The following is a 23,690-nucleotide window of genomic DNA, read 5'->3' as shown; positions in this document are numbered from 1 at the left end:
GCGAGCGGCACATCGGTGTGGTAAAGTACGCAGCACATCTATGGTGTTGCCCTGCGAGACCGACATTTCGGGGCAATTGAGTACGAGGAGTTCTGTATGCCTGAGAAGATTGAAGAGCTGGTACGCGCCGCGCTTTCCGCCGCGCAGGAGGCGGGCGAGGTTCCCGCATTCGACCTGGAGGACTGCGGCCTCGAGCGACCGGCTGACACTTCTCATGGCGAGTGGACGTCCACCATGGCGATGAAGTCTGCCAAGCTCGCCCATTGCGCCCCGCGCAAGATCGCCGATGCCGTCGTGGCGCACATGCCCGAGGACGCTTCCATCGCCAAGGTCGAGGTGGCCGGCCCCGGCTTCATCAACTTCTACCTCAACGCCGCCGCCAACAACGCGGTGCTGGACGTGGCCCGCAAGCAGGGCATGGACTTCGCCAAGTCCAACGTCGGCCAGGGCCTGAAGACCCAGGTCGAGTTCGTCTCCGCCAACCCCGTCGGCCCCATGCACGTCGGCCACGGCCGCTGGGCCGCGCTCGGCGACTCCCTCTGCCGCGTCATGAGCCATGCCGGCTATGACATCCAGCGCGAGTTCTACATCAACGACCACGGCTCGCAGATGGACGTCTTCGGCAACTCCATCTCTTACCGCTACATGCAGCTCATCGAGATCATGGAGAAGGAGGGCCTCGATATCGACGGCGCCCGCGACTTCCTGGCCAAGGACCGCGACAACTACGTCCAGGACGAGGCGGACGAGCATCTCGACTCCCATCCCTACATGGACGCCTTCACGCAGGGCCTGGGCGGCAACGCCTACGGCGGCACCTACATCATCGACGAGGCCGCTGCCTTCTACAAGAAGGACGGCGGCAGGTGGGCCCATGCCACGGATGAGGAGCGCATGCTCTACTTCCGCGAGGAGGGCTACGCCAAGATGGTGGAGAACATGCGCCAGCTGTGCCACGACGTCCGCTGCGACTTCGATAAGTGGTTCTCCGAGCGCACCGTCTATATCAAGGACACTGAGGGCCCGAACGCCGGCACCTCCGCGGTCGACCGCGCCTTCGCCAAGCTCGAGGAGATGGGCTATCTCTACAACAAGGACGGCGCCCTGTGGTTCCGCTCCACCGATCTGGGCGACGACAAGGACCGCGTCCTGGTCAAGGCCAACGGCGAGTACACCTACTTCGCGTCCGACGTCGCCTACCACTGGGATAAGTTCCAGCGCGTCGACCACGTCATCGACATCTGGGGCTGCGACCACCACGGCTACATCAACCGCGTGCGCTGCGTCTGCGACGCGCTCGGCTACCCCGGCCAGTTCGAGGTCCTGCTGGGCCAGTTCGTCAACCTGCTCCGCAACGGCAAGCCCATCCGCATGTCCAAGCGCAAGGGCACCATGGTCACCTTCCAGGAGCTCGTGGACGAGGTCGGCGCCGACGCCACCCGTTACACGCTGATCTCCCGCTCCTCCAACCAGGCCATCGACTTCGACATCGAGGCCGTCAAGGAGAAGAGCCAGAACAACCCGGTGTACTACGTGCAGTACGCGCATGCGCGCATCTGCTCCATCCTGCGCAAGGCCGCCGGCGTCACGCCGGAGCAGGCCGCCGAGATGGGCATGGACGCCGTGGCCGCCCAGGCCATCGGCGAGAACGTCGACTACGCGCTGCTGACCGACCCCACCGAGCTCGCGCTTTCCCGCAAGATCTCCGAGCTTGAGGATCTTATCGCCAGCTGTGCCCGCGACCGCGCGCCGTTCCGCCTCACGCACTTCGCCGAGGAGCTCGCCGGCGGCTTCCATAGCTTCTACCAGGCGTGCCAGGTCCTTCCGAGCGAGGGCCGTCCCGTCGATGCCGAGCTCTCCCGCGCCCGCCTCGCCGCGTGCGACGCCGTCCGCAACGTGCTCGCGCTCACGCTGTCGCTCATCGGTGTCTCCGCGCCCGAGCAGATGTAGCCGGAATTCCTGAGATTCCATCGTGGCATGCAGGAAGGGCGGTGCCGCCGTTGCGAACGGCGCGCCGCCCTTCTTCGTGCGCCGCGCGCCCTTGCGTGAACCTTGGGATGTGCCGTTCGTTCGAGCGGCGCCTCCCGCCTGCTCCCTCTATCACGTTGAACGCTTCGCCTGCGGGCCGTATCGGGAACCCGTCTAATTCCACACGCTCGCGAGCCGCGCCGCCGTGCAGGTTCTGCATGTGATACACTCGAGCAGAGCTGCGCTCGTACCGTGGCACGCATATCCCTTTCAAATCACACCATGCTTTCCGCGATATGCGCCATCGCGCCGCTTGCCCTACATTTGGGTACATGTCGCAAAGGGCGACAGGATATAGGAGGTTTCACCATGAAATTCTTCATCGACACCGCTGATCTCAACGAAATCGCAGAGGCCAAGAGCTGGGGATGCCTTGCCGGCGTCACCACCAATCCGTCCCTGTATGCGCGCACGGGCGGCAAGCTCGCCGACTTCGAGCCGCATATGCTGAAGATTGCCGAGCTTTGCTGCGGCCTGCCTGTTTCCGCTGAGTCCACCGCCACCACCGCGGAGGGCATGATCGAGGAGGGCCGCCGCCTTGCCGCCCTCGCGCCCAACATCGTGGTCAAGCTCCCCGTGTGCGAGGCCGGTCTCGCGGCGTGCCGTGCGCTCGCCGACGAGGGCGTCCGCATCAACATGACGCTCGTCTTCTCCGCTCCGCAGGCCCTCCTGGCCGCTAATGCCGGCGCCCGCTACATCTCGCCGTTCGTCGGCCGCTTCGACGATATCGCCGAGGACGGCATCTCCCAGCTCGCCGACGTCGTCGCCTGCATCGGCAATTACGATTGGACCGGCAAGAACGTCGACGACCAGGTCGAGATCATCACCGCGTCCGTGCGCACCCCGAACCACGTGACCCAGGCCGCGCTTCTCGGCGCCGACATCGCCACCGTTCCGTTCGGTGCGCTCAAGAAGTGCCTGAAGCACCCGCTTACCGACGCCGGCCTCGCTTCCTTCGAAGCCGATTGGAAGAAAGTAGTTGAGCAGGCATAGTGGCAGACGACCAGACCATGACACCGAATGACGGGACGGCGGGAGCGGCGGATACGCCCGCTCCCCGTCCTCGTCGGGTCCGTACGGGCATCTCCGAGGCGGAGCATGCCGTCGAGCTCGCACAGGCCCGGGCCCTCGCTCAGGTCTCTCAGGCGGAGGTGGCGCGTCGGCAGCGTGCCGACCAGAAGGCCGCCTCTGATCTGATCTCCGGCGAGGCCCCGAAACCCGCCCGCCGTCGCCGGGCCGCTGCGCATGCGGACGGCCCCGAGGCCGTTCGCCCGGCACGCGAGTCGGTTGACGTCTCAACGGACCGGCTTCAGGCTGCGGCGACAAAGGAATCGAAGACCGCGTCCGTTGCGGCCGAGGCTCCCGTACGCGCCGCCGCATCCGAGGCTCCCGCCGCCGAAGTCTCCCAGTCCGTCGCGCCGTCAGTCCCGTCGGACGCGGCCGATGCCCCGAAGCCCGAGAAAAAGTCCCGCCGCCGCACGCGCAAGACTGCCGACGACGGGCAATCGCCGGACGCCCCGGCTCCTGCCGAGGCTGCGCCCGCCGCGCCGGGGGTCGCTCTCGGCCCCGACGGCGTCCCGGTGATAGATCCCGCCCTGCGCCCCCACCGCCGGGGTCGCAAGCCGAAGGCGTACGTTGAGGCGGAACGGGCTGCCGCCGCGCTCGCGGCACGCGCCGACGCGGCGCAGGATTCCGCTCAGGCGGAGGGCGGGCCCGCGGGGGATGCGGATAAGAAGGATACGCGTCCCGGCCGCGCGCGCCGCTCTAAAGATGTCGCCGAGGCGTCCGCCGACGCGGCGCCCGCACCCGAGGAGGCCCCCCGTCCCCGCAAGAAATCGGGTCGAAAGGCCAAGGGCGACGAGACGCTTGCCGGAGACGGCGCTTCGTCCGATAGTCCGTCGCCTTCCTCCGACGTGGCCGAGACGGCGCCTGCGCCCCGTGAGCGCAGGCAGCATCAGCGCCGCGAGGACCGCCATGCCGCGCGCGAGCAGCGCGCTGACCGCCGTGAACGCAACGGGCGGAACGGCAAGCGGGGCAACCGCTTCAACGCGGGCCCTGTCGAGCCCAGCGTATCGCGCGAGGAGCTTGCCGCGCTCAAGGTCGCAGAGCTCCGGGAGCGCGCCCGCGAGCTCGATATCGATGTCGCCGGCAAGAAGAAGGCGGAGCTCGTCGAGGAGATTTACCTCACTGCGGCGCGTGCCGAGGGTTTCCGCGACATCGAGGGCATCCTGGATATCACCAACGAGGGCTTCGGCTACATCCGGGCTCATGGGTATATGCCGAGTCGGGACGACGCGTTCGTTCCCGCCCAGATGATCCGCGGCGCCCGCCTGCGCGCCGGCGACATCATCGCCGGCACCCTGCGTCCCTCCCGGACCAACGACAAGTTCCCCGGCCTCGCCAAGATCCGGAGCGTGAACGGCCTCGATCCCGAGGAGATCCGCAACCGTCCCAAGTTTTCCGACCTGACGCCGATCTATCCCAACGAGCCGCTTAAGATGGAGCATGGCCGTGAGTCCATTACCGGTCGCGCTATCGACATCGTGAGCCCGATCGGCAAGGGTCAGCGCGGCCTTATCGTCTCTCCGCCCAAGGCGGGCAAGACCACCATCCTGAAGAAGATCTGCCAGTCCATCGCCGCGAACAATCCCGAGGTGCACCTCATCTGCCTGCTCGTCGACGAGCGCCCCGAAGAGGTCACCGATATGGAGCGCTCCATCAAGGGCGATGTGGTGGCTTCGACCTTCGATATGCCGGCCGACAACCATACACGCGTCTCCGAGCTCGTGATCGAGCGCGCGAAGCGCATCGTGGAGCTCGGCGGCGATGTCGTGGTCGTGCTCGATTCCATCACCCGCCTCGCGCGCGCCTACAACCTCGCCGCGCCCGCGTCCGGTCGCATTCTGTCCGGTGGTGTCGACTCTGCGGCGCTGTATCCGCCCAAGCGCTTTTTGGGTGCTGCGCGCAACATCGAGAACGGCGGATCGCTTACCATTCTCGCCTCCGCGCTCGTGGATACCGGATCCAAGATGGATGAGGTCATCTTCGAGGAGTTCAAGGGCACGGGAAACATGGAGCTCAAGCTCGACCGCGATCTGGCGGATCGCCGCATCTTCCCGGCGATCGACCCCATTCAGTCCGGCACGCGCAACGAGGACCTGCTGCTCGACAAGAACATGCAGCCGTTCGTGTGGGGCATTCGCCGCATCCTTTCGGGCATGAACAATACGGAGCGCGCCGCCGCTTCGTTCATCAAGGGGCTCAAGGGCACGGACACCAACGAAGAGTTTCTCATCAGGACGGCTCGCAAGGCCGCCGACCACCCCGAGGCGCTGTAGCCTTGGGTGCGCATCGCCCGCTCGGCCTCAGGTTCGCTTAAGGGCCCCGTGCGATACTCTTTGTGTTCCGTTCGCGCGGGCCGCTCCGAAATCTGCTCGGGGCGGCCCGCGCGCTCGTTGAGACGCAAGAACTCGGAAGGGGTCTGACGAAGGGCACGTGGGGGCAGGCGGCGAGATTCGGATTCGTGGGCTTGATTGCCACCGGCGTGGACTTTGCGCTGCTCATGCTCCTGGTCGAGTTAGCCGGATGGGGGTGTTTTGCGGCTGCGACCTGCTCATTCCTGATCTCCACGGCTTGCAACTACCCGGCGAGCATGCGCTATGTGTTCCGGCGCCGTGAGGACATGGGGCGCATGCGCGAGGCATCGACGTTCTTGGCGCTTTCGCTTGCCGGCCTCATGCTTAACGACGCGTGCATGTATGTCCTCGTCGCCGGCGGCATCGATTGCCTGATGGCGAAGGTCGCGGCGACCGCGCTCGTGATGGCCTGGAACTTCGGTTCGAGAAAAGCCCTGCTGGATGCAGGGGGCTGAAGGCGATTCACGCCGGGTCGACGGGATCGGCGGTAGGGGCGGGTCGCATTCGCTGCGCGACGGTGCGCCTTGGGGAAGGCTGCGCCCGTCGCGCAGCGTCCTTCGTGACCGGTCTACAGGGCGCCGACAAGGCGCTCGAGTCCGAGCATGACCTTATAGGGGAGCACGCGCGATGCGGCGTAGTACGCCTTCATGTCCAACGAGGGGATGCACAGCGACGCGCCGGCGCGGGAGGCCGCAAGGGCGCGGGCGGCGACCCGGCCGGGTTGCTCGAATCCGATCGCGGTCATGCGACGCGCGACCTCGACGTCGCCGGGCGTATCCAGAAACTCTGTCTTCATGAATTTCGGGCATACGGCGGTGATATGAATATCGACGCTGCCGAGTTCCGCATCGAGCGATCGCGAGAGATCGAGTAGGAAGCGCTTGGCGGCAGAGTAGACCGCGAGCCCCGGCTGGGGCGTGAACGCGGCGACGCTCGCGATGTTGATGATGCGGCTGCCTGCGGACATGTACGGGAGCGTGCGGTACATCAACTCGACGGGGGCGGTGACGAGCAGGGCGCACATGCGGGACGCGTCGGTCCTGTCGGCTTCGCGGAAAGAGCCGAATGTGCCGAAGCCCGCGTTGTTGATCACGAGGCGCACCCGGGCGCCGGGCGTCTCGGCAAGCGCGCCCTCGATCAGGTCGAAGGACATGGGGTCGCACAGATCGAGGCAGAAGGGTCGAACGGGGAGGGACGTCGTTCGCACGAGCGCGTCGAGCCGATCGGCGCGCCGGGCAACGGCCCAGATCTCATCGATGCCCTCGAGCGCCCCCGCGTCGAGCAGGTGGACGAATTCGCGCCCGAGCCCCGAAGATGCACCCGTGACGATCGCGATCGCGCCCATACCGTGTTCCTCCGTCCTCGATCCGCGATATCCTGCCGCTTTCCGACATCGCGGAGAAATCTTATGTATTTCATTACCTACCACCGGCGCGGCCTTCTTGCAAACATGCATGCTATCTCGCATAATAACCACAACGATCGCGACGGAAATCACAGATGAAACGAACTCAATCCGTTGCTCGGGGATGTCCCCAAGCCGCCCTTCATCATTTTCCGCGAGAGCGATACGACCCCTGGCGCAGCCGGGGGCGAGGTGTTTGGATGAGGAGGACGGAGCCAGCCATGGAATCCACGACGCGCGTGAACGGTGTTCTGATCGCCGGCCTTTCAGCCGGTGCGGGTGTTCTGCTGCCCGCCGCCGCCTATGTCGCGACGCTTCCGTTCGAGGACGCGCACGCGTTCGTCGGAAGCGTCGCCGCGCCCGTCGCCTTCGGTTCCGTTATGGGCGTGGGCCTGCTGTGCGCGGGGTCGCGCATCGCCGATGCCCTGGCCGACCGCGCGGAGCACGAGGAAGAGTATGTCGCCCGCGCCGAGGCGCGCTACGCATCCCGGGTCGCCGCGGCATCCAAGGGCGTTCCCACCATCGCGCGCGCCCAGGACGCCCTGTCCGATCGCGATGCCTGGGCCGACATCGATGCGCTCATGGAGGACTCCTCGCCGGTGAGCTGCGACCCGGTTTCGTCGAGGGATATCTACGAGATCGCTCTGCGCGAGATGATGTCAGGTGGGGAGGGCCCTGCGCCCGCGGGCGACGCGTTCGATGCCGGACGGGCCCCTGAGCCCGTCCCCGCCGACGTCACGGCCACTTTTATGGCGGCGGCCTCCCAGGCCGCGCCGGGGTTCGGCGATGCCCGCACCGCCCCCGTCTTTGAACTCGATGAGATCGAGGAGCCCGATGGCGCCTCCACCGGCACGCCCGCCGCGTCGCGGCCTTCGACGGAGACCGATCTTGCGTCCCATGCGGCCGCTCCTGCGCCCGGGGCCGCCGACGAATCCGGTGATGAGGGCATCTTCGAGGTTCCCGTCGCGGACTACTCCGGGCACGAGGCCATGTGGGCCGCCGCTCTCGATATCCTTGCGGAGGATGATGCTGCCACGTCCGCTCCTATCGGGAAGCATGCCGTGCAGCGCGGAATCGATGCACTCGGCGACCCTGACCGCACGGAGGTCGTCCCTCTCGACCGCCTTGAGGCGTTTGCCGAGGGTGCCCAGGAGACGGGGATGCATGTTCGGGTGAACGAGATCCTCGAAGACGAGTTGGGCTCCAACGGGTCCACAAGCGTTCGCCATACGAGCCGCGAGTACCTGCGGGTGATTCAGGGCGGCACGGCCGCCATGCCCCGCATCTCGGCGGAGGCGTAGACGCTTGCGGAGGGCAGCCGGCGCTCGCGAGCGGACCGTATCGTGGCCATGGGTCGCGGCCGCCGCGTGCATGGTCATGTTGATTTGGGGCAACTCGCTCGTCCCGGGCGAGGGCAGTTCCGGTATCAGCCTTGCGGTCGTGGATGCCGTCCAGCGCTTCCTGCACGGTCTCGGCCTTCCCTGGGAGTGGGTGACGAACTTCCTCGTCAGGAAGACGGCGCATTTCACGGAGTACGCCGCCTTGGGCGTGCTGGTGTCCCAAGCGGGCGATCCTCGGGGCTCGCGCGCGCGGTTTCGCTTCCCTGCCATCGCCTTGGTGCTCGCCTGCGTGCCGTGCGTCGACGAGGCCATCCAGCTTTTCGTCTCGGGTAGGTCCGGGCAGCTGACCGACGTGCTTCTTGACTGTTGCGGGGCGCTCGCGGGCGTCGCGGTGCGCTGCGTCGCAGTCGCGCGGGCGCGCGGCCGGCGACGCGCCTCCGCGTGATCCGTCCGGATGGGCCCGCGGGATCTTTCCTGCCGTGCATCTGAGGTGGACGTCCCCCGCACGGCATCTCTGGTCCGCCGCCGACGTCGCGTCCTGTATCGAAAAGCACGGCATCAGGGACGGTTGGGTGTCGAATCAGGTGCCCGGCCGTCTCGCAGGTCATGCTTTTGAATGGCGCGCTGTTCAACGGCGACGGGGTTAAGGCGAGGACGCCTCAACGGGCCGGTTGGGGTGTTAGATGAGCCAGCGCGGCGATCGCTGCACTAAGCCTGGCAATCAAGGGTGTCGACCAACTTTTTTGGTCGGCCATCTTTTTCAAAAAAGTACTTGCGCTCAAACGCTCCAGCATGCATAATATTCTCCGTTGCGCAAGAGGCACACATGGTGGGTGTAGCTCAGTTGGCTAGAGCGACGGGTTGTGGTCCCGTAGGTCGAGGGTTCGAGTCCCTTTACCCACCCCATTCCTCTTTTTGCAAGGCATAATGGACCGTTAGCTCAGCTGGCTAGAGCAGGGGACTCTTAATCCCAAGGTCCAGGGTTCGAATCCCTGACGGTCCACCACTCGTGCCTGTGCTTCATGCGTACATCGGATCGTTAGCTCAGCTGGCTAGAGCAGGGGACTCTTAATCCCAAGGTCCAGGGTTCGAATCCCTGACGATCCACCATCGATTTCAAAAGCCCCGGTGACGGGGCTTTTTAATATGAGTTGAACATTGTCAAGTGGCAAAAAGGCCCTGCCCTCCGCGGAGCTACCGCGGAGGGCAGGGTCCATCTATCTTCACCCGGTGGCCGCGCCGCTTGAGGGCGTGTCTGCTCGACGCACGTTCGGCACTCTAATATCCGCGGGTCGGAACCGCATCTCGTTGCTACGGCTGGGGGCCTCCGCTCGGTCGCAGTCTCGTGGCGGGCGTGGCGGTCTCCCGCCGCCCAGAAAAAGGACTGGAACGGCCTCCCAACGGCCTCGAGCGCGGCGAGCCCCCGGGGTCGGACTCCTATGGGGCCGCGGGCGCTACCGGGCCATGAGCGCTATCGCCCAGACCCAGCAGGCCATCTCGCGGGCCGTCGCGCAGTTCGCCACGCACGGCCTCTTCCCCGCCTGGGACATGGCGTCCCGCCTGTCCTGCAGGCGGCGGTTGCACTTCGCGGCGTGCCTCGACACGGCCGGCGCGACCCCGTGGCCCGGCCTCGGCTTCTTGGGGTGCCTCGTCGACATCGGGACGTGCCAGGACGCCTCGACCAGCGCGCGCCGGACGTGGCCGTTACCGGCGCGGGTGATCCCGCCGCGCGACTCCGTCTCGCCGCTCGAGCGCTCCGAGGGGGCCAGGCCGCACCACGAGGCGAACGACGGCGCGGTCGGGAACCTCGAGAAGTCGCCGGCCTCGGCGGCGAGCAGGAAGGCACTCGCGACGTCGATGCCCTTCACCAGGCAGAGCGCGTCGACGACAGGCGCCCACTCGGGGCGCGCGGCGGCCTCCTCCACCTTGCGCTCGAGCTCCCTCTTGGCCTCGGCGCAGCGCTCCACGGCGTCCATGTAGTGCTCGTAGGCGGCCGCGTCGTCGGCCTCGCCGAACTCGATCGACCTCGCCCACCTCCAGTACGCCTCGGTCCAGTTCGACCTGCGGCGCCCGGCCGGCGTCGTCTCGTCGAACACCAGGCCGTGCCTGAGCAGGAACTTGGACATGCGCTGCCTGGCGCGCTGCAGGTCGTCGCGGGCGTCCTCGAGCGCGCGGGAGAGGTCCCGGGCGGCCTCGGTGCGCTCGTCGGGCACCCACACCTCGACGACGTTGCGGCAGGCGAGGAGCCTGGCCAGCCACTCGGCGTCGCGCCGGTCGTTCTTGCGGCCCCGGTCGGCCGCGGGCCGGTGCATCTTGGAGACGGCGCCCACGGCGCAGTCGACGCCGAGGGCGCGCAGGGCGCGGCACAGGTGGAAGCCGGTCGGGCCGCTCTCGTACACCGCCTTGGGCGACTCGAACCCCAGGACCCACTCGGCGACCGACGCCGGGTCGTAGCCGAACCTGGCCCGGACCACCTCGCCGGTCATGGGGTCGAAGGCGCATGCGGAGATGCTCCTCGCGTGGACGTCGAGACCGATGGCTGTGACATAATTGGACATGGCGGGCCCCTCTCCGTCGCATGTGGCGCGCGGCCACGGTTGGCGTTACGACCATTGTCGCCCGACCCACGATAGAGCTACAAGGGGAGGGGCTCCCAATGTTCAACTCATATCGTCTCATGAGCTTGCTGATTCATTTTGCCTCTCATCCAGATACCGCCTCTTAGCCTGTTTCGGTTCTGCAAATCCACCCTGAGGGCGCACGTTCCTTGGGATTCTCGTCGTAAGGTGATGTCCGAAGCGATGTAGGCGTTATCTTGCTTGATGGGAGCTGTCATGCGCAGGCTGTCCGACCGTACCGAAACGTTCACCGATTCCGTCATTCGCCGCATGACGCGTATCTCAAACGCGTACGGCGCCGTGAACCTATCCCAGGGTTTTCCCGATTTCGATCCGCCCGCCGAGCTGCTCGAGAGCCTTGGGCACGTGGCATCATCTGGTTCGGTGCTCAACCATCAGTACTCGATCACGTGGGGAGCTCAGGCGTTTCGCGACGCGCTCGCCGAGAAGCAGTCCGCCCGCATGGGTATCGACATCGACCCGGACGAGCATATCGTCGTGACCTGCGGTTCGACCGAGGCCATGATGGCCGCCATGATGACCGTGGCCAACCCCGGGGACCGCGTGGCGATCTTCTCGCCGTTCTATGAGAACTACGGGGCGGATGCGATCCTGTCGGGGGCCGAGCCCGTCTACGTCCCCTTGGTGCCCCCGATGTTCTCGTTCGACCCGATGCGACTCGAGGCAGCGTTTCGCGACGAGGGGGCGAAGGCGCTCATCCTGTGCAACCCCTCCAATCCCTGCGGGAAGGTCTTTACGCGTCCTGAACTTGAGCTCATCGCGGATATCGTGAAGCGGTACGACGCATACGTCATTACCGACGAGGTGTACGAGCATATCGTCTACGCGCCGCATGTTCATACCTACATGGCAAGCCTTCCCGGTATGTGGGAGCGCACCATCTCGTGCAGCTCGCTTTCCAAGACGTATTCCATAACGGGTTGGCGCCTGGGCTACACCATCGCCCCGTCCGGGATAACCGATCGCATCAAGAAGGTCCATGACTTCTTGACGGTCGGCGCCGCGGCCCCGCTCCAGGAGGCGGTGGCGTGCGCGCTGAAGTTCCCGCAGTCGTATTATGATGACCTGCTCAACCTGTACAGCGGCAAGCGCGACCTGCTGTGCGGCGGTCTTGACGACCTGGGAATCCCCCATACGGTGCCGGAGGGCGCGTACTACGTCATGCTGGATATCTCGGAGTTCGGCTATGCCAGCGACCTTGAGTTCTGCGACGACCTCGCCCGCCTCGTGGGGGTCGGCGCGGTGCCGGGGTCGAGCTTCTTCAAGGAGCCGGAGAACCGCTACGTCCGCCTGCACTTCGCCAAGCGCGACGAGACGCTCCGCGCCGCGTTGAAGCGGTTGGGCGGCCTGCGCGAGCGCATCGCGCCGCATGTCGGCTGACCGCCTCGCTCGGCGTGTCGGATGGCGCCCTACCCGATGACGGTCCGGGGTGACGCGTCTGCTCCGAGCCGCGTGCGCGAGGGGTGCGCGAAGCGGGCATCCGGACCCGGCCGGTCCGTGCGCATGTGGGCGCCCCTGCTCTCGGTGCGCGCTCGCATCGCGCAGATCATGCTCTGAGCGAGGAGGATCTGCGCGCGCAGCCGAAGGTCCGCGGCGCGCTCAGCCGCCGCATCCGTGTCGCGCTCCGCTGCGCGGCGCTCCTCATCTACGCGGTGAAGCGCGATGGCGGCCTGTCCGAGTCCGGCTTCATCGCGAGCGACCATCGCGCGTGCGCCCATGATCTCTCGGATGCACTTGAGGCCCGAACGGCCCTTCTCGACAGGAATTCCGCGCGCGCTCGGGCACTTGGCCTCGATGCGCGTGCGCATGCCGTCGCCCTCTCGCCTGCGCGCCCATCGCGCTGCGGAAGCTCCCGCGATGCGCCCGAAGACGAGCCCGTTGGCGCTCGATAGCCCGCCGATGCGGTCGGCGCCGTGCATGCCCCCGGTCGCCTCGCCGCAAGCGAACAGCCCGGGAACCTCTGTCTGGGCGTCGCTCCCGATCGCGATGCCCCCGTTGGACGCATGGGCGTAGAGGGCGACGCGCAGCTCGTCGGTGGGCCGTATGCCGTGTTCGTCCTCGAGCCATGCGTTGAACACGCGCACGAACTCCGGTTGCGCTTCATAGGGCGGCAGGTCGTAGTGAACGGCGAGTCCCGCCTCGCCCGCTTCGTCGATGGCCAGGTCTATCAAGCGGTCGTCGCGACGCGCGGAGAAGGGCCCGTGCCCCGAGCGCATCTCGAGCAGCGCGGCCTGGCGGGTGGGGGAGATGCCGCGAAGGCGCGGTGAGGAGTCCGTCCCCTCGATGTAGCGGAAGGTCTTCTCGTTGAATACGAGCCCGGGGACGGGGGCGACATAGCCCGGCATCATCTGCATGAACTCGATGTTGGCAAGCGTGCAGCCCTGCTGGAGCGCGATGCCGTGCCCCGACCCGATCACGTCGCCCGCGGTGAGTCGGCGCGCGAACAGGCCGCTCGTCCCTCCGCAGGCGAGCACCGCGGCTCCGACCCGGCATGCGCGAAGCTCATCGCGGCGTCGGTCGTAGAGCCAGGCGCAGGAGACGCCGCCGCCGCCGTCATCTTTTATCATATCGACCAGCTCGGTGTGTTCGAGGATGCGTACGCCGCGCTGCCGCACCGCGCAGGCGAAGGCGCGCTCGAGCTCCGTGCGGGTCAGTCCGCGCCAAAGCCGACGGTTGTGGTCGAAGCAGGGGATGAAGGCCGCCTCCTCGGCGCTCGCATCGCTTTCGGGGCGCTTGAGCGCGACGTCCAGCTCGCGCTCGAGCCAATCGACGGCGGGCAGGATGCCCTCGACAAGCGTCCGCACGAGGCCGGGCTCCGCGACGCCTTGGCCGACGTCCAGGATGGAGTCGATGAGGTCTTCGGCATCCGATGTGTCACGCGGCCCGATGAGCCCGAGCCCCCAGGTTCCGGGGAAGAAGCTCGAGCCGCCGAGGAAGCGGCCGATGCATGCGAGGGCGACGCGTGCCCCCTCGGATGCCGCGGTGATGGCGGCTACGGTCCCGGCGATTCCCGATCCGACCACGAGCACGTCGACGTCGAGGGGCGCGGGCGGCGCTGGGTCGATGCCTGCGGGGGATTCGGTCGCGCGAGCGATCCGGCTTGTCGCCATGGCGGTCTCCTTACGATGGCTGTGCGCCCGGCCAGGGCGTGCGTGCGGGCTGGGCGCCGAGTGCCCGCGCGCCGGGCGCTCGGCGCCTTGCGGCTCCAGACAGCGTACCTTGCGGCGCGTGCGCCCGGAACCTCGTGCGCGAACGGTCGGTTGCGGTCCGGGAGTGGACGGATGTCCGGAAGCATGCGCAAGGTCTGTGAGACCCCTGTCGCTTCTGTCGCCTTCGGTCTATAGTGCACCCGTCCAGGTTTCCCGTAAGGAACGAGGGTCCTATGATCATCAATATGTACGAGCTTCGCGACGACGAGCGCCCCGCGTTCGACCGCGTGTGCGCCGAGCTGCCGGGTGAGGTCACGGTGCGCGGTATCACCGAGCACCTGTCTGCAGCGAACCTTGACGGTCTCGATGGGGCCGAGGGCGTCGTCATCGTGAACAAGAGCCCGCTTGACGCCGACTTGCTCGCCCGGCTTCGCGACCGCGGGGTTCGCTATGTCGCGACGCGCAGTATCGGCTTCAACCATATCGACGTCGAGGCCGCCCATGCGCTGGGCATCCGCGTCTGCAACACGACCTATCCGCCGTATGGCGTGGCGGAGTTCGCCGTCATGCTCATGCTGATCGCGCTGCGCAAGTATAAGCCCGCGATGTGGCGGCAGCAGGTCAACGACTACTCCTTGGCGGGCCTGCAGGGCCGTGAGCTCCGTTGTCTCACCGTCGGCGTGATGGGCACCGGCCGCATCGGCCGTGCGGTCATCGAGTATCTGTCCGGATTCGGTTGCGAGATCCTCGCGTACGATCCGTTTCCGGCGGAGGACCTCGAAACGTCCGGCGCGGTGCGCTACGTGGGCCTTGACGAGCTGTATGCGTCGAGCGACCTGATCACGATGCATATGCCGCTTATGGACGCCACGCGCCAGATCATCGATGCGGGCACAATCGCGAAGATGCGCGACGGCGTGGTGCTCGTCAACGTCAGCCGCGGCGAGCTCATGGACGTCGAGGCGCTCGTCGAGGGCATCGAGACCGAGAAGATCGGGGCGCTGGCCATGGATGTGTTCGCCGAGGAGGACGGCATCTACCACGTCAACCGCACGCACGATATCCTCGCCAACCGCAACATGGCCTATCTGCGCCAGTTCCCCAACGTGGTGCTCACCCAGCATATCGCGTTCTTTACCGATGTGGACGTGAGCAGCATGGTCGAGCAGGGTATCGGCGGTGTCGTCGCGATGGCGGCCGGCGAGCCTTGGGCGGCGGAGCTGTAGGGCGCCGTCGAGGCGCGTTTCGTTCAAGCTGTCGGCGGCATGCCGCCGACAGCTTGAACGCGAGGGGCCGCTACCCGACCGGGTGGCAGCCCCTTTGCGGTCGTATCCAACAGGCCTTGTGTCCTATCGGGGACGCGTGGGCCCTGAGGGCCGGAGGCGCATGACGCGGCTGGAGGCCATCGGGGCCGGGACATGTTGCGCATGGCTGCCCTCTGCCGTCCCGTGCGGCCGGCAGAATGCAAAAAGGCCGCCACCCGGAGGTGACGGCCTTCTCTTGCCGTAGGCGAGCGCGCGGCGGCGACTCGACGAGGCGAGACGCTCCTAGGCGTTCAGAGCGGCGTTGACGGCAACGGCGCAGGCGACGGTGGCGCCGACCATGGGGTTGTTGCCCATGCCGATGAGGCCCATCATGTCGACGTGCGCGGGCACCGAGGAGGAGCCGGCGAACTGGGCGTCGGAGTGCATGCGGCCCATGGTGTCGGTCATGCCGTAGGAGGCGGGGCCGGCAGCCATGTTGTCCGGGTGCAGGGTACGGCCGGTACCGCCGCCGGAAGCGACGGAGAAGTACTTCTTGCCGGCCTCGAGGCGCTCCTTCTTGTAGGTGCCAGCGGTGGGGTGCTGGAAGCGCGTGGGGTTGGTGGAGTTACCGGTGATCGAGATGTCGACGTTCTCGTGCCACATGATGGCAACGCCCTCGCGGACGTCGTCGGCGCCGTAGCAGTTGACGGCGGCACGGGGACCATCGGAGTAGGGGATGGTCTGAACGATCTTCAGCTCGCCCGTGTAGTAGTCGAACTCGGTCTGCACGTAGGTGAAGCCGTTGATGCGGGCGATGATCTGGGCGGCGTCCTTGCCGAGGCCGTTCAGGATGACGCGCAGCGGCTTGGTGCGGGCCTTGTTGGCGTTGAGGGCCAGCTTGATGGCGCCCTCGGCGGCGGCGAAGGACTCGTGGCCGGCGAGGAACGCGAAGCACTCGGTGTCCTCGGAGAGGAGCATGGCGCCCAGGTTGCCGTGGCCCAGACCGACCTTGCGGTCCTCGGCGACGGAGCCCGGGACGGTGAAGGCCTGGATGCCCTCGCCGATCAGGGAAGCGGCCTCGGAAGCGCTTTTGGCGCCCTTCTTGATGGCCAGGGCGCAGCCCAGGGTGTAGGCCCACTCGGCGTTCTGGAACGCGATGGACTGGGTGTCGTGAACGATCTCGCGGGCGTTGACGCCGCGGTCGAGGCAGATCTGCTCGGCTTCCTCGAGGGAGGCGATGCCGTTCTCGGCGAGGCAGGCGTTGATCTTCTCAACGCGGCGCTCGTAACCTTCGAAAGTAACAGCCATGGTTATAGTCCCTCCCTTTCTTTACTCGTGGACCGGGAAGACGTTGGCGACCGTGTGGGTCTCCTCGTCGTTGCGCGGGTCGATGTACTTGGCGGCGTTCTCCCACTGGCCGTAGTGGCCCATGGCTCCGGCGATGGCCTCCTCGGGGGTCTTGCCGGCCTTGAGGGCGTCGGTGAACTTGCCGAGGTTCATGAACTCGAACGCGATGATCTCGTTCCTGTCGTTGAGCGCCATGCGGGTGACGTAGCCCTGGGCGAGCTCGAGGTAGCGAGCGCCCTTGGCCTTGGTGCCGAACATGGTGCCGACCTGGGAGCGCAGGCCCTTGCCGAGGTCGTCAAGGGAGGCGCCGACGGGCAGGCCGCCCTCGGAGAACGCGGTCTGGCTGCGGCCGTACACGATCTGCTTGAAGATCTCGCGCATGGCGACGTTGATGGCGTCGCAGACGAGGTCGGTGTTGAGGGCCTCGAGGATGGTCTTGCCGGGAAGGATCTCGGAAGCCATGGCGGCGGAGTGGGTCATGCCCGAGCAGCCGATGGTCTCGACGAGGGCCTCCTCGATGATGCCCTCCTTGACGTTGAGCGTGAGCTTGCAGGCGCCCTGCTGGGGTGCGCACCAGCCCACGCCGTGCGTCAGACCGGAGATGTCCTTGATCTCCTTGGCTTTAACCCACTTGCCCTCCTCGGGGATGGGCGCGGGGCCGTGGTATGCGCCCTTGGCGACGGGGCACATGTTCTCCACTTCCTGTGAGTACTGCATGCCTCTCCTCTCTTTCGTGTTGGTGCCCGCGCGTCGCCCGAAGGCGTCACGATGCGGGCAAACCTGACATGCAGTTCCATTTTACCGTTTTCCCGCTGTCTTTTTCGGTGAGCGGTCATGATTATTTGAGATTCATCGATCCGGGTTCCATGCTTTCGATTCATTTCCCCGCGGCGCCGTGCCGCGTGCGCGCAAGTCGCGTAGACTGTATCGGAACATATTTTGGCGAGTCAGCCGGAACGAGAGGACCGCACATGGCAGAGAACGCATCCGAGAACCGACGCACCGTCGCCGTCATCGACGGCAACTCCCTCATGCACCGTGCGTTCCATGCCGTTCCGCCCACCATGAACGCGCCGGACGGCCGTCCCACCAACGCGGTGTTCGGATTTCTCAACATGTTCCTCAAGATGGTCGACGAGTTCTCCCCTGCGGGCGTCATCGTCGCGTTCGACAAGGGCCGCCCGAAGGTGCGCATGGAGATGCTTCCGCAGTACAAAGCGCAGCGCCCCCCGATGGACCCCGACCTGCGCGCGCAGTTCCCCATGATCAAGGAGCTCCTGGGCGCGCTGGCCGTGCCCGTGGTCGAGCTCGAGGGCTGGGAGGGCGACGACATCCTGGGAACGCTCGCGCGCCGGGGCGAGGAGCAGGGGTGCGACATGTACCTCGTCACGGGCGACCGCGACATGTACCAGCTCGTGACCGAGCACGTGCACGTCGTGTCCACGCGCAAAGGCCTCTCGGACATCGCCGTCATGACTCCGGAGAGCGTCGACGACCTCTACCACGGCATAACGCCCGCGCTCGTGCCGGACTTCTACGGCCTCAAGGGCGACAGCTCCGACAACATCCCCGGGGTGCCCGGCATCGGCCCCAAGAAGGCGAGCGCGCTCATCGCCCAGTACGGCAGCCTCGACGAGGTCATCGCGCATGCCGACGAGGTCAAGGGCAAGATGGGCGAGAACCTGCGCGCCCACATCGAGGACGCGCTCGTCTCCCGCAAGATCGCGACCATCATGACCGACGCGCCGGTCGCCTGCGATCCCGTCGACGTCGTGTTCCCCGCCTTCAGCGCCGACGACGTCTCCCGCGCGCTCGGCTCCGTGGGCATCACCGCGATGCAGGGCAGGTTCCTCGCCCTCATCGGGCAGGCGGCCGAGGATTCCGCCGCGCGCGTGATCGAGCTGCCCGACCGCCGCATCGAGGCCGTTCCCGCCGATCCGGATGCGGTGCGCGCCGCTGCGGAGGAGCTCCTGCGCGCGACGTCGGAGGGGGAGTGGGTCGCGGCGGCCCTCGACGGCGGCCAGGGCGCCGCGCCGCTGTTCGGGCCCGCGCGGACGTTGTGGATCGCCACCTCGCGCGCGCTCATCTCCCTCGAGGAGCCCGCGGACTCCCCGGAGGGCTGCCCGGTCGCCGAGGGGGCGCTCGACCTGGCCGGCGGGCTGGTCGCCGGCGCCCTGTCCTACCTGTTCGCCGAGGGCCGCGTCGTCTCCCCCGACATCAAGGCCCTGCTCCACGCGGTGGCGCCTGCCGATTCGGCGCTGCCCGCCGCGTACGATCCGCTCGAGGCGGACCCCGCGCGCCTGTTCGACACCTCGGTCGCCGCCTACCTGCTGGACTCCGCGCGCTCGAGCTTCGAGGCCGCCTACATCGCCGAGACGTACCTCGGCGCTTCCGTTCCGGCCTGTCTCGGCGAGGAAGGCGCCGGTGAGGGCGCCCCCGCGCGTGCCGCCGTGGACGCCGCGCTCGCCCTGGCGTCCGCATCGACCCTCGCCGACGCGCTCGTGCGCGACGGGGCGGCCGACGTGTTCCGCGGCATCGAGATGCCGCTCGTCCCGGTCCTGGTGGACATGGAGCGCACGGGCATGCTGGTCGACCCCGCCCGCCTCGCCGGCCTCTCGGCGGGCCTCGCGGGCCAGATCGACGAGCTCGCGACGCGCATCCGCGCGCTCGCCGGCGACGAGACCTTCAACATATCGAGCCCGATGCAGCTCTCGCATATCCTGTTCGACGTGATGGGCCTCCCCGCGCGCGGGCTCAAGAAGACGCAGCGCGGATACTACTCGACCAACGCGAAGGTTCTCGAGGATTTGGCGCACGACCACGAGATCGTCCGCCTCATCCTGGAGTACCGGGAGAAGACCAAGATCAAGTCGACCTATCTGGACAAGCTGGGCGGCATGCGCGCCGCCGACGGCCGCGTGCACACCACCTACAACCAGACGATCACCGCCACGGGGCGCCTGTCCTCCTCGGACCCGAACCTGCAGAACATCCCCACGCGCTCCGAGCTCGGCCACACCGTCAAGACGGCGTTCTCGGCGGGTTCCGGCGCGGTGTTCCTTGCGGTCGATTACAGCCAGATCGAGCTGCGGCTGCTGGCGCACCTCTCTGCCGACGAGCATCTCGTCGCCGCCTTCAACGAGGGGGAGGACTTCCATGCGGAGACCGCCGCGCGCGTGTTCGGCGTGCCGGTCGACCAGGTGACGCCCGCCCTGCGCAGCCGCGCGAAGGCCGTGAACTTCGGCATCGTCTACGGGCAGCAGGCCTACGGCCTCTCGCAGACCCTCGACATCCCCATGGCGGAGGCGCGCGAGATGATCGACAGGTATTTCGAGGCGTATCCTGGCGTCCGCGCCTACCTCGACCGAACGGTGGAGGAGGCGCGCGCGTCGGGCTTCGCGGCCACGATGTTCGGCCGCCGCCGCCCCATACCCGAGCTGCGGGCCAAGAATCCGTCCCTTCGCGGCTTCGGCGAGCGCACCGCGATGAACCATCCCATGCAGGGCAGCGCCGCGGACATCATCAAGATCGCCATGGTGCGCGTCGCCCGGCGCCTGCGCGGCGAGGGCTTCTCCGCGCGCATGGTCCTCCAGGTGCACGACGAGCTGGACTTCGAGTGCCCGCTCGACGAGCTCGAGGCCCTCACCGCCATGGTGCGCGAAGAGATGGAGCATGTCGTCGCGCTGCGCGTGCCCCTCATCGCGGAGGCGTCCTTTGGGGAGACCTGGGCCGAGGCGAAATAGCGCGTCGATCGCATGCGCGGCCCGCGCTCATGGCGCGCGGGGCGATGCGGGAGATGCGAACTGGAAGATGCGAGCCGCCGCGCGGCGGGTGGGGACGGATTATGAACGAACCGGAATGGTACGAATGCGACAACGACCTCGCGGGGATCCGCGTCGTCGCGACGGATATGGATTGCACGCTGCTCGCCGATGACGGGACGATGCCGCCCGACATGCCCGTGCTCATCGACGCGCTCGACGGTCTCGGCATCACGTTCTGCGCCGCTTCGGGCCGTCCCGGCTACACGCTCGAGGATATGTTTTCCGACCGCCTCGACCGCATGGCGCTCATCTCGGATAACGGTGCGGGCGTGGTGTGCCGCGGCAAGCGCGTGTATTCCGACCGCATCGAGCCGGCGCGCTACCACGAGCTCATCGACTTCACGTTGGCTGATGGGCGCGGATGCCCCACCGTCTGCGGTATCGATGCGTGCTTCATTCTCGAGCGCGACCGCGCCTTCGACGCCTTCTTCCGCCGCTTCTACAGGAAGATCGTCTACCTCGAGAGCTTCGAGGGCCTGGATGCGGAGGTCAACAAGTACACGGTGTGCTTTCCGGACGGTATCGCCGAGGACGTGTACCGCGAGGCCTACCGTGACGCCTGGGGCTCCGCCTTCACGGTGACCAACGCCGGCCGTGAATGGATCGACCTCATGAACCGGGGAGTCGATAAGGGGTCCGGCCTCGCGCGGCTTTGCGGGCACGTGGGATGCACGCCCGCCGAAGCCATGGTGTTCGGCGACACGTACAACGATATCCCGATGCTGCGCGTCGCGGGCCATGGCGTGATCGTCGCCAACGCCGAGGACCATATGCGGGCGCATGCCCGCTACGTGGCGCCTTCGAACAACGACCGGGGCGTGGCGCGCGTGCTCGAGCGGCTGATAGACCTGCGTTTATGATGCACGGGTGCGCATAGGTTCGGAGGGGAACCGTGTAACCATCGTATTTCCTGATGCGTCTCACGCCCACGCTCCATTTAGATGGAGTATGCTTGCCGGCAGCACGCGGAACTTTCACGCATTAAGTTGCAAGGGAGAGGGGGATGGGCCCCCTCTGGTTGCGCCGTGCGGAAGGGGTCTCAGACAAAATCTGGAGGTAGCATCATGACTCACGAGACTGTCGATGTAACTGCACAACCCGCCATGCGCTCCCGTAGGGACTTTTTGAAGCTCTCCGGCATGACGGCTTTGAGCGTGGGAGGCTTGATGTTCCTCGCGGGCTGCGGCCCGGCCCCCCAGGGCGACGGAGGCGATGCCGCGGCGGACGGCGATGCCGCCACGGCGCAGCTGGGCGACGGCAAGACGCTGCGCGTCGGCATGGAGGCGGCCTACGCCCCGTATAACTGGCAGGTCTCCGAGGAGTCTGACTTCACCGTCCCCATCGAGAACGTCGACGGCGCCTACGCCGACGGCTACGACGTGCAGGTCGCCAAGATCATCGCGGAGGGCCTCGACATGGACGCGGTCGCGGTGAAGCTCGAGTTCGGCTCGCTCATCGACGCGCTCAACAACGGTCAGGTCGACATCGTGTGCGCGGGCATGTCCGTTACGCTCGAGCGCGAAGCGGCCGCCGCGTTCTCCGATTCCTACGTCGACGACGACATCATCATGATCGCCAAGAAGGACTCCTCCTTCGCGGGCGCCACCACGTTCGCCGACCTCGCCGGCGCCTCCGTGCTCGGCCAGGCTGCCACGATGTTCGACGACGTCATCGAGCAGATCCCCGACATCAACCACATGACGCCCGCCGAGACCGTCCCCATGGTCGTGGAGAACCTCGTGAACGGCACCTGCGACGTCATCACCTATTCCAAGCTCTCCGCACCCAAGCTCCTCGAGGTCTACCCCGACTTCATCCAGCTTGAGATGACCGATGCGTTCACGGGCTCCGTCATGCCCGACAACGCCGCCATCGCCAAGGGGCAAGACGCCGTCCTCGACGCGATCAACGAGATCATCGCCGGCATCACCGAGGACGATCGCCAGTCCATGTGGAACGACTGCATGGACCGTCAGCCGGCGTAGCGCACGAGCGCGGGCGGCGTTGCCGCCCTGACATGAGGAGATAGGCTGGGCGCGCGCCGGGCGAGAGTCCGCGCGCGTCCTGCGCAATCGAGAGACAACGGGGGAGAGCATATGGGCTCCAACCAATCCGGCGCCGGGGCGCCGCGCATCGCGCGCATCTCCGCGTTCATCACGGGCGACCATCGCTACGTGCTGCTCGGCACGAGCGCGATCGCCGCAGTGGGCATGTTCCTTTCGAGCTTGAGCAGGCCTGCGCTCAGCTTCCTGGCCCGTGCCTACGTCGTCGAAGTCGTCATGTACTATCTGCTAGCCGCGTGGCTGGCCGTCGCCGCCGTGGCGCTCGCGTTCAAGCTCGTCCAGCGGGACGCATACGCCACCGCATCGCCCTTCGTGCGTCCGGCAGTCGCCCGAGCGCTGCGTTACGGCTCCTACGCCGTCTGCGCGATCGTCGCGGTCCTCGTCGTCGACCGCGTGGCCATGGGGCTCGCCTCCGCCTGGCAGGTCGCCGTCGCGGCTCCGTCGCGGCCCGAGCCCATGCTCGAGAGCATGCTCTTCCTGCTCATCAAGAGCCGCGACATCTTCTTCACCGGGTTCAAGACGACGGTCGCGCTCGCGGTCTTCGGAACCGCCATCGCGTTCTTCCTGGCGCTGCTCCTGGTGTTCCTGCGCATCCAGGTGCCCGACCGCTCGGATAACGACTTCGTGCGCTTCTGCAAGATCGTCGGCTCCGGGTTCGCGCGCGTCTACAGCACCGTGGTCCGAGGCACGCCGATGATGGTCCAGGCGATGATCGTCTTCTTCGGCGTGTTCAAGCTGTTCAAGCTGACGGATCTCACCACCACGCAGATCAACTCCATCTGGACCACGTTCGCGGCGGGCCTCGTCACCATCGTGCTCAACTCCACCGCCTATATGATGGAGGTCTTGCGCGGCGGCATCGAGTCGGTCGATGCGGGTCAGGCCGAGGCGGCTCGCTCGCTCGGTCTCTCGCAGTGGCAGGCGATGAGGAAGGTCGTCTTCCCGCAGGGCGTCAAGTACGCGATCCCCGCGCTTTCCAACGAGCTCGTCATCAACATCAAGGATTCCTCGGTGCTGTCCGTCATCGGTACGTTCGACCTCATGTTCGCCACCACGACGGTCGGCGGCACCTATTACGCCAACTTCGACGCCGCGCTCATCACGAGCGTGGTGTACCTCTGCCTCACCATGTTCGCGTCGTGGTTGCTCGGGCGCTTCGCGAAGCGCCTGGACGTCCGCGCGGTCAAGCTGGGCAGCACGTCCTGTCAACCGATCAACGTCGAGGAGGAGTAGCT

At 66.9% G+C, this 23,690-nt stretch carries 17 protein-coding genes and 3 tRNA genes; 15 read left to right on the top strand and 5 right to left on the bottom strand.

Translation table 11 applies throughout. The annotated features are described in order from the left end of the window. Positions 1 to 96 precede the first annotated feature (96 nt). From argS to BQ7355_RS08100, 4 genes are all read left to right on the top strand, one after another. Positions 97 to 1,950 carry an arginine--tRNA ligase gene (gene argS / locus BQ7355_RS08115; RefSeq protein WP_072415724.1) on the top strand — a complete coding sequence of 618 codons (1,854 nt, stop codon included), beginning with the start codon at positions 97 to 99 and terminating at the stop codon, positions 1,948 to 1,950. Between the two features lie 387 nt (positions 1,951 to 2,337). After that, a complete protein-coding gene (locus BQ7355_RS08110) occupies positions 2,338 to 3,021 on the top strand; it encodes a transaldolase family protein (protein ID WP_072415723.1) in 684 nt (227 codons plus the stop codon). Continuing rightward, positions 3,021 to 5,366, top strand: coding sequence for a transcription termination factor Rho (gene rho / locus BQ7355_RS08105; RefSeq protein WP_240307355.1), 2,346 nt, complete (start codon positions 3,021 to 3,023; stop codon positions 5,364 to 5,366). Before BQ7355_RS08110 ends, rho begins: the two co-directional genes overlap by 1 nt. Positions 5,367 to 5,551: 185 nt before the next feature. Next, positions 5,552 to 5,899, top strand: a complete 348-nt coding sequence (locus tag BQ7355_RS08100; protein ID WP_240307354.1) for a GtrA family protein — start codon at positions 5,552 to 5,554, stop codon at positions 5,897 to 5,899. A gap of 113 nt (positions 5,900 to 6,012) precedes the next feature. Here the strand turns inward: BQ7355_RS08100 and BQ7355_RS08095 are convergent, their stop codons facing one another. Continuing rightward, entirely contained in the window at positions 6,013 to 6,789 is a 777-nt protein-coding gene (locus tag BQ7355_RS08095) for an SDR family NAD(P)-dependent oxidoreductase (RefSeq protein ID WP_072415722.1), read from the bottom strand. A 281-nt stretch (positions 6,790 to 7,070) separates the two neighbouring features. Between BQ7355_RS08095 and BQ7355_RS08090 the strand changes: the two genes are divergently transcribed. From BQ7355_RS08090 to BQ7355_RS08070, 5 genes are all read left to right on the top strand, one after another. Beyond that, positions 7,071 to 8,150: a hypothetical protein gene (locus BQ7355_RS08090; protein WP_072415721.1), complete on the top strand. Its 1,080-nt coding sequence runs from the start codon at positions 7,071 to 7,073 to the stop codon at positions 8,148 to 8,150. A gap of 4 nt (positions 8,151 to 8,154) precedes the next feature. Next, a complete protein-coding gene (locus BQ7355_RS08085) occupies positions 8,155 to 8,634 on the top strand; it encodes a VanZ family protein (protein WP_072415720.1) in 480 nt (159 codons plus the stop codon). A gap of 384 nt (positions 8,635 to 9,018) precedes the next feature. Next, positions 9,019 to 9,095: transfer RNA gene (locus tag BQ7355_RS08080), tRNA-His, on the top strand. Between the two features lie 23 nt (positions 9,096 to 9,118). Then, positions 9,119 to 9,195 (top strand) — tRNA-Lys (locus tag BQ7355_RS08075). Between the two features lie 27 nt (positions 9,196 to 9,222). Beyond that, a tRNA-Lys gene (locus BQ7355_RS08070) sits at positions 9,223 to 9,299 on the top strand. A 344-nt stretch (positions 9,300 to 9,643) separates the two neighbouring features. On the opposite strand, the gene BQ7355_RS08065 is transcribed toward BQ7355_RS08070, so the two are convergent. Beyond that, positions 9,644 to 10,747 carry an IS110 family RNA-guided transposase gene (locus BQ7355_RS08065; RefSeq protein ID WP_072415719.1) on the bottom strand — a complete coding sequence of 368 codons (1,104 nt, stop codon included), beginning with the start codon at positions 10,745 to 10,747 and terminating at the stop codon, positions 9,644 to 9,646. Between the two features lie 276 nt (positions 10,748 to 11,023). On the opposite strand from BQ7355_RS08065, the gene BQ7355_RS08060 reads away from it, so the two are divergent. Next, a complete protein-coding gene (locus BQ7355_RS08060) occupies positions 11,024 to 12,208 on the top strand; it encodes a pyridoxal phosphate-dependent aminotransferase (RefSeq protein WP_072415718.1) in 1,185 nt (394 codons plus the stop codon). 29 nt (positions 12,209 to 12,237) lie between these two features. On the opposite strand, the gene BQ7355_RS08055 is transcribed toward BQ7355_RS08060, so the two are convergent. Next, positions 12,238 to 13,938 carry an FAD-dependent oxidoreductase gene (locus BQ7355_RS08055; protein WP_083581665.1) on the bottom strand — a complete coding sequence of 567 codons (1,701 nt, stop codon included), beginning with the start codon at positions 13,936 to 13,938 and terminating at the stop codon, positions 12,238 to 12,240. 272 nt (positions 13,939 to 14,210) lie between these two features. Here BQ7355_RS08055 and BQ7355_RS08050 point away from each other — a divergent pair, with 272 nt between their 5' ends. Beyond that, positions 14,211 to 15,203, top strand: a complete 993-nt coding sequence (locus BQ7355_RS08050; RefSeq protein WP_072415717.1) for a D-isomer specific 2-hydroxyacid dehydrogenase family protein — start codon at positions 14,211 to 14,213, stop codon at positions 15,201 to 15,203. Positions 15,204 to 15,524: 321 nt separating this feature from the next. Here BQ7355_RS08050 and BQ7355_RS08045 read toward each other — a convergent pair whose 3' ends face one another. Next, on the bottom strand, positions 15,525 to 16,529 hold the full coding sequence (locus tag BQ7355_RS08045) for a GGGtGRT protein (RefSeq protein ID WP_072415716.1): 1,005 nt from the start codon (positions 16,527 to 16,529) through the stop codon (positions 15,525 to 15,527). Positions 16,530 to 16,550: 21 nt separating this feature from the next. Next, a complete protein-coding gene (locus BQ7355_RS08040; RefSeq protein ID WP_072415715.1) occupies positions 16,551 to 17,285 on the bottom strand; it encodes an iron-sulfur cluster assembly scaffold protein in 735 nt (244 codons plus the stop codon). 254 nt (positions 17,286 to 17,539) lie between these two features. On the opposite strand from BQ7355_RS08040, the gene polA reads away from it, so the two are divergent. The 4 genes from polA to BQ7355_RS08020 all read left to right on the top strand — a co-directional run bounded on the left by polA (position 17,540) and on the right by BQ7355_RS08020 (position 23,688). Beyond that, positions 17,540 to 20,311 carry a DNA polymerase I gene (polA, locus tag BQ7355_RS08035; protein ID WP_072415714.1) on the top strand — a complete coding sequence of 924 codons (2,772 nt, stop codon included), beginning with the start codon at positions 17,540 to 17,542 and terminating at the stop codon, positions 20,309 to 20,311. A gap of 101 nt (positions 20,312 to 20,412) precedes the next feature. Continuing rightward, positions 20,413 to 21,252, top strand: a complete 840-nt coding sequence (locus BQ7355_RS08030) for an HAD hydrolase family protein (protein WP_072415713.1) — start codon at positions 20,413 to 20,415, stop codon at positions 21,250 to 21,252. Between the two features lie 204 nt (positions 21,253 to 21,456). Then, on the top strand, positions 21,457 to 22,377 hold the full coding sequence (locus BQ7355_RS08025; RefSeq protein WP_240307353.1) for a transporter substrate-binding domain-containing protein: 921 nt from the start codon (positions 21,457 to 21,459) through the stop codon (positions 22,375 to 22,377). 111 nt (positions 22,378 to 22,488) lie between these two features. Further along, entirely contained in the window at positions 22,489 to 23,688 is a 1,200-nt protein-coding gene (locus BQ7355_RS08020; protein WP_072415712.1) for an amino acid ABC transporter permease, read from the top strand. Positions 23,689 to 23,690 lie beyond the last annotated feature (2 nt).

The sequence above is a fragment of the Collinsella phocaeensis genome (genome assembly GCF_900119895.1).
In the GTDB taxonomy this organism is placed as follows: domain Bacteria; phylum Actinomycetota; class Coriobacteriia; order Coriobacteriales; family Coriobacteriaceae; genus Collinsella; species Collinsella phocaeensis.
This window is presented reverse-complemented; position numbering and strand designations above follow the sequence as displayed.

Bases quoted from the DNA above. Each gene is read 5' to 3' on its own strand.
- BQ7355_RS08020 (WP_072415712.1), top strand. From the start codon at position 22,489: ATGGGCTCCAACCAATCCGGCGCCGGGGCGCCGCGCATCGCGCGCATC.
- polA (WP_072415714.1), top strand. From the start codon at position 17,540: ATGGCAGAGAACGCATCCGAGAACCGACGCACCGTCGCCGTCATCGAC.
- BQ7355_RS08095 (WP_072415722.1), bottom strand. From the start codon at position 6,789: ATGGGCGCGATCGCGATCGTCACGGGTGCATCTTCGGGGCTCGGGCGC.
- BQ7355_RS08025 (WP_240307353.1), top strand. From the start codon at position 21,457: ATGACTCACGAGACTGTCGATGTAACTGCACAACCCGCCATGCGCTCC.
- BQ7355_RS08045 (WP_072415716.1), bottom strand. From the start codon at position 16,529: ATGGCTGTTACTTTCGAAGGTTACGAGCGCCGCGTTGAGAAGATCAAC.
- BQ7355_RS08050 (WP_072415717.1), top strand. From the start codon at position 14,211: ATGATCATCAATATGTACGAGCTTCGCGACGACGAGCGCCCCGCGTTC.
- BQ7355_RS08065 (WP_072415719.1), bottom strand. From the start codon at position 10,747: ATGTCCAATTATGTCACAGCCATCGGTCTCGACGTCCACGCGAGGAGC.
- BQ7355_RS08030 (WP_072415713.1), top strand. From the start codon at position 20,413: ATGAACGAACCGGAATGGTACGAATGCGACAACGACCTCGCGGGGATC.
- BQ7355_RS08110 (WP_072415723.1), top strand. From the start codon at position 2,338: ATGAAATTCTTCATCGACACCGCTGATCTCAACGAAATCGCAGAGGCC.
- BQ7355_RS08055 (WP_083581665.1), bottom strand. From the start codon at position 13,938: ATGGCGACAAGCCGGATCGCTCGCGCGACCGAATCCCCCGCAGGCATC.
- argS (WP_072415724.1), top strand. From the start codon at position 97: ATGCCTGAGAAGATTGAAGAGCTGGTACGCGCCGCGCTTTCCGCCGCG.
- BQ7355_RS08060 (WP_072415718.1), top strand. From the start codon at position 11,024: ATGCGCAGGCTGTCCGACCGTACCGAAACGTTCACCGATTCCGTCATT.
- BQ7355_RS08040 (WP_072415715.1), bottom strand. From the start codon at position 17,285: ATGCAGTACTCACAGGAAGTGGAGAACATGTGCCCCGTCGCCAAGGGC.
- BQ7355_RS08090 (WP_072415721.1), top strand. From the start codon at position 7,071: ATGGAATCCACGACGCGCGTGAACGGTGTTCTGATCGCCGGCCTTTCA.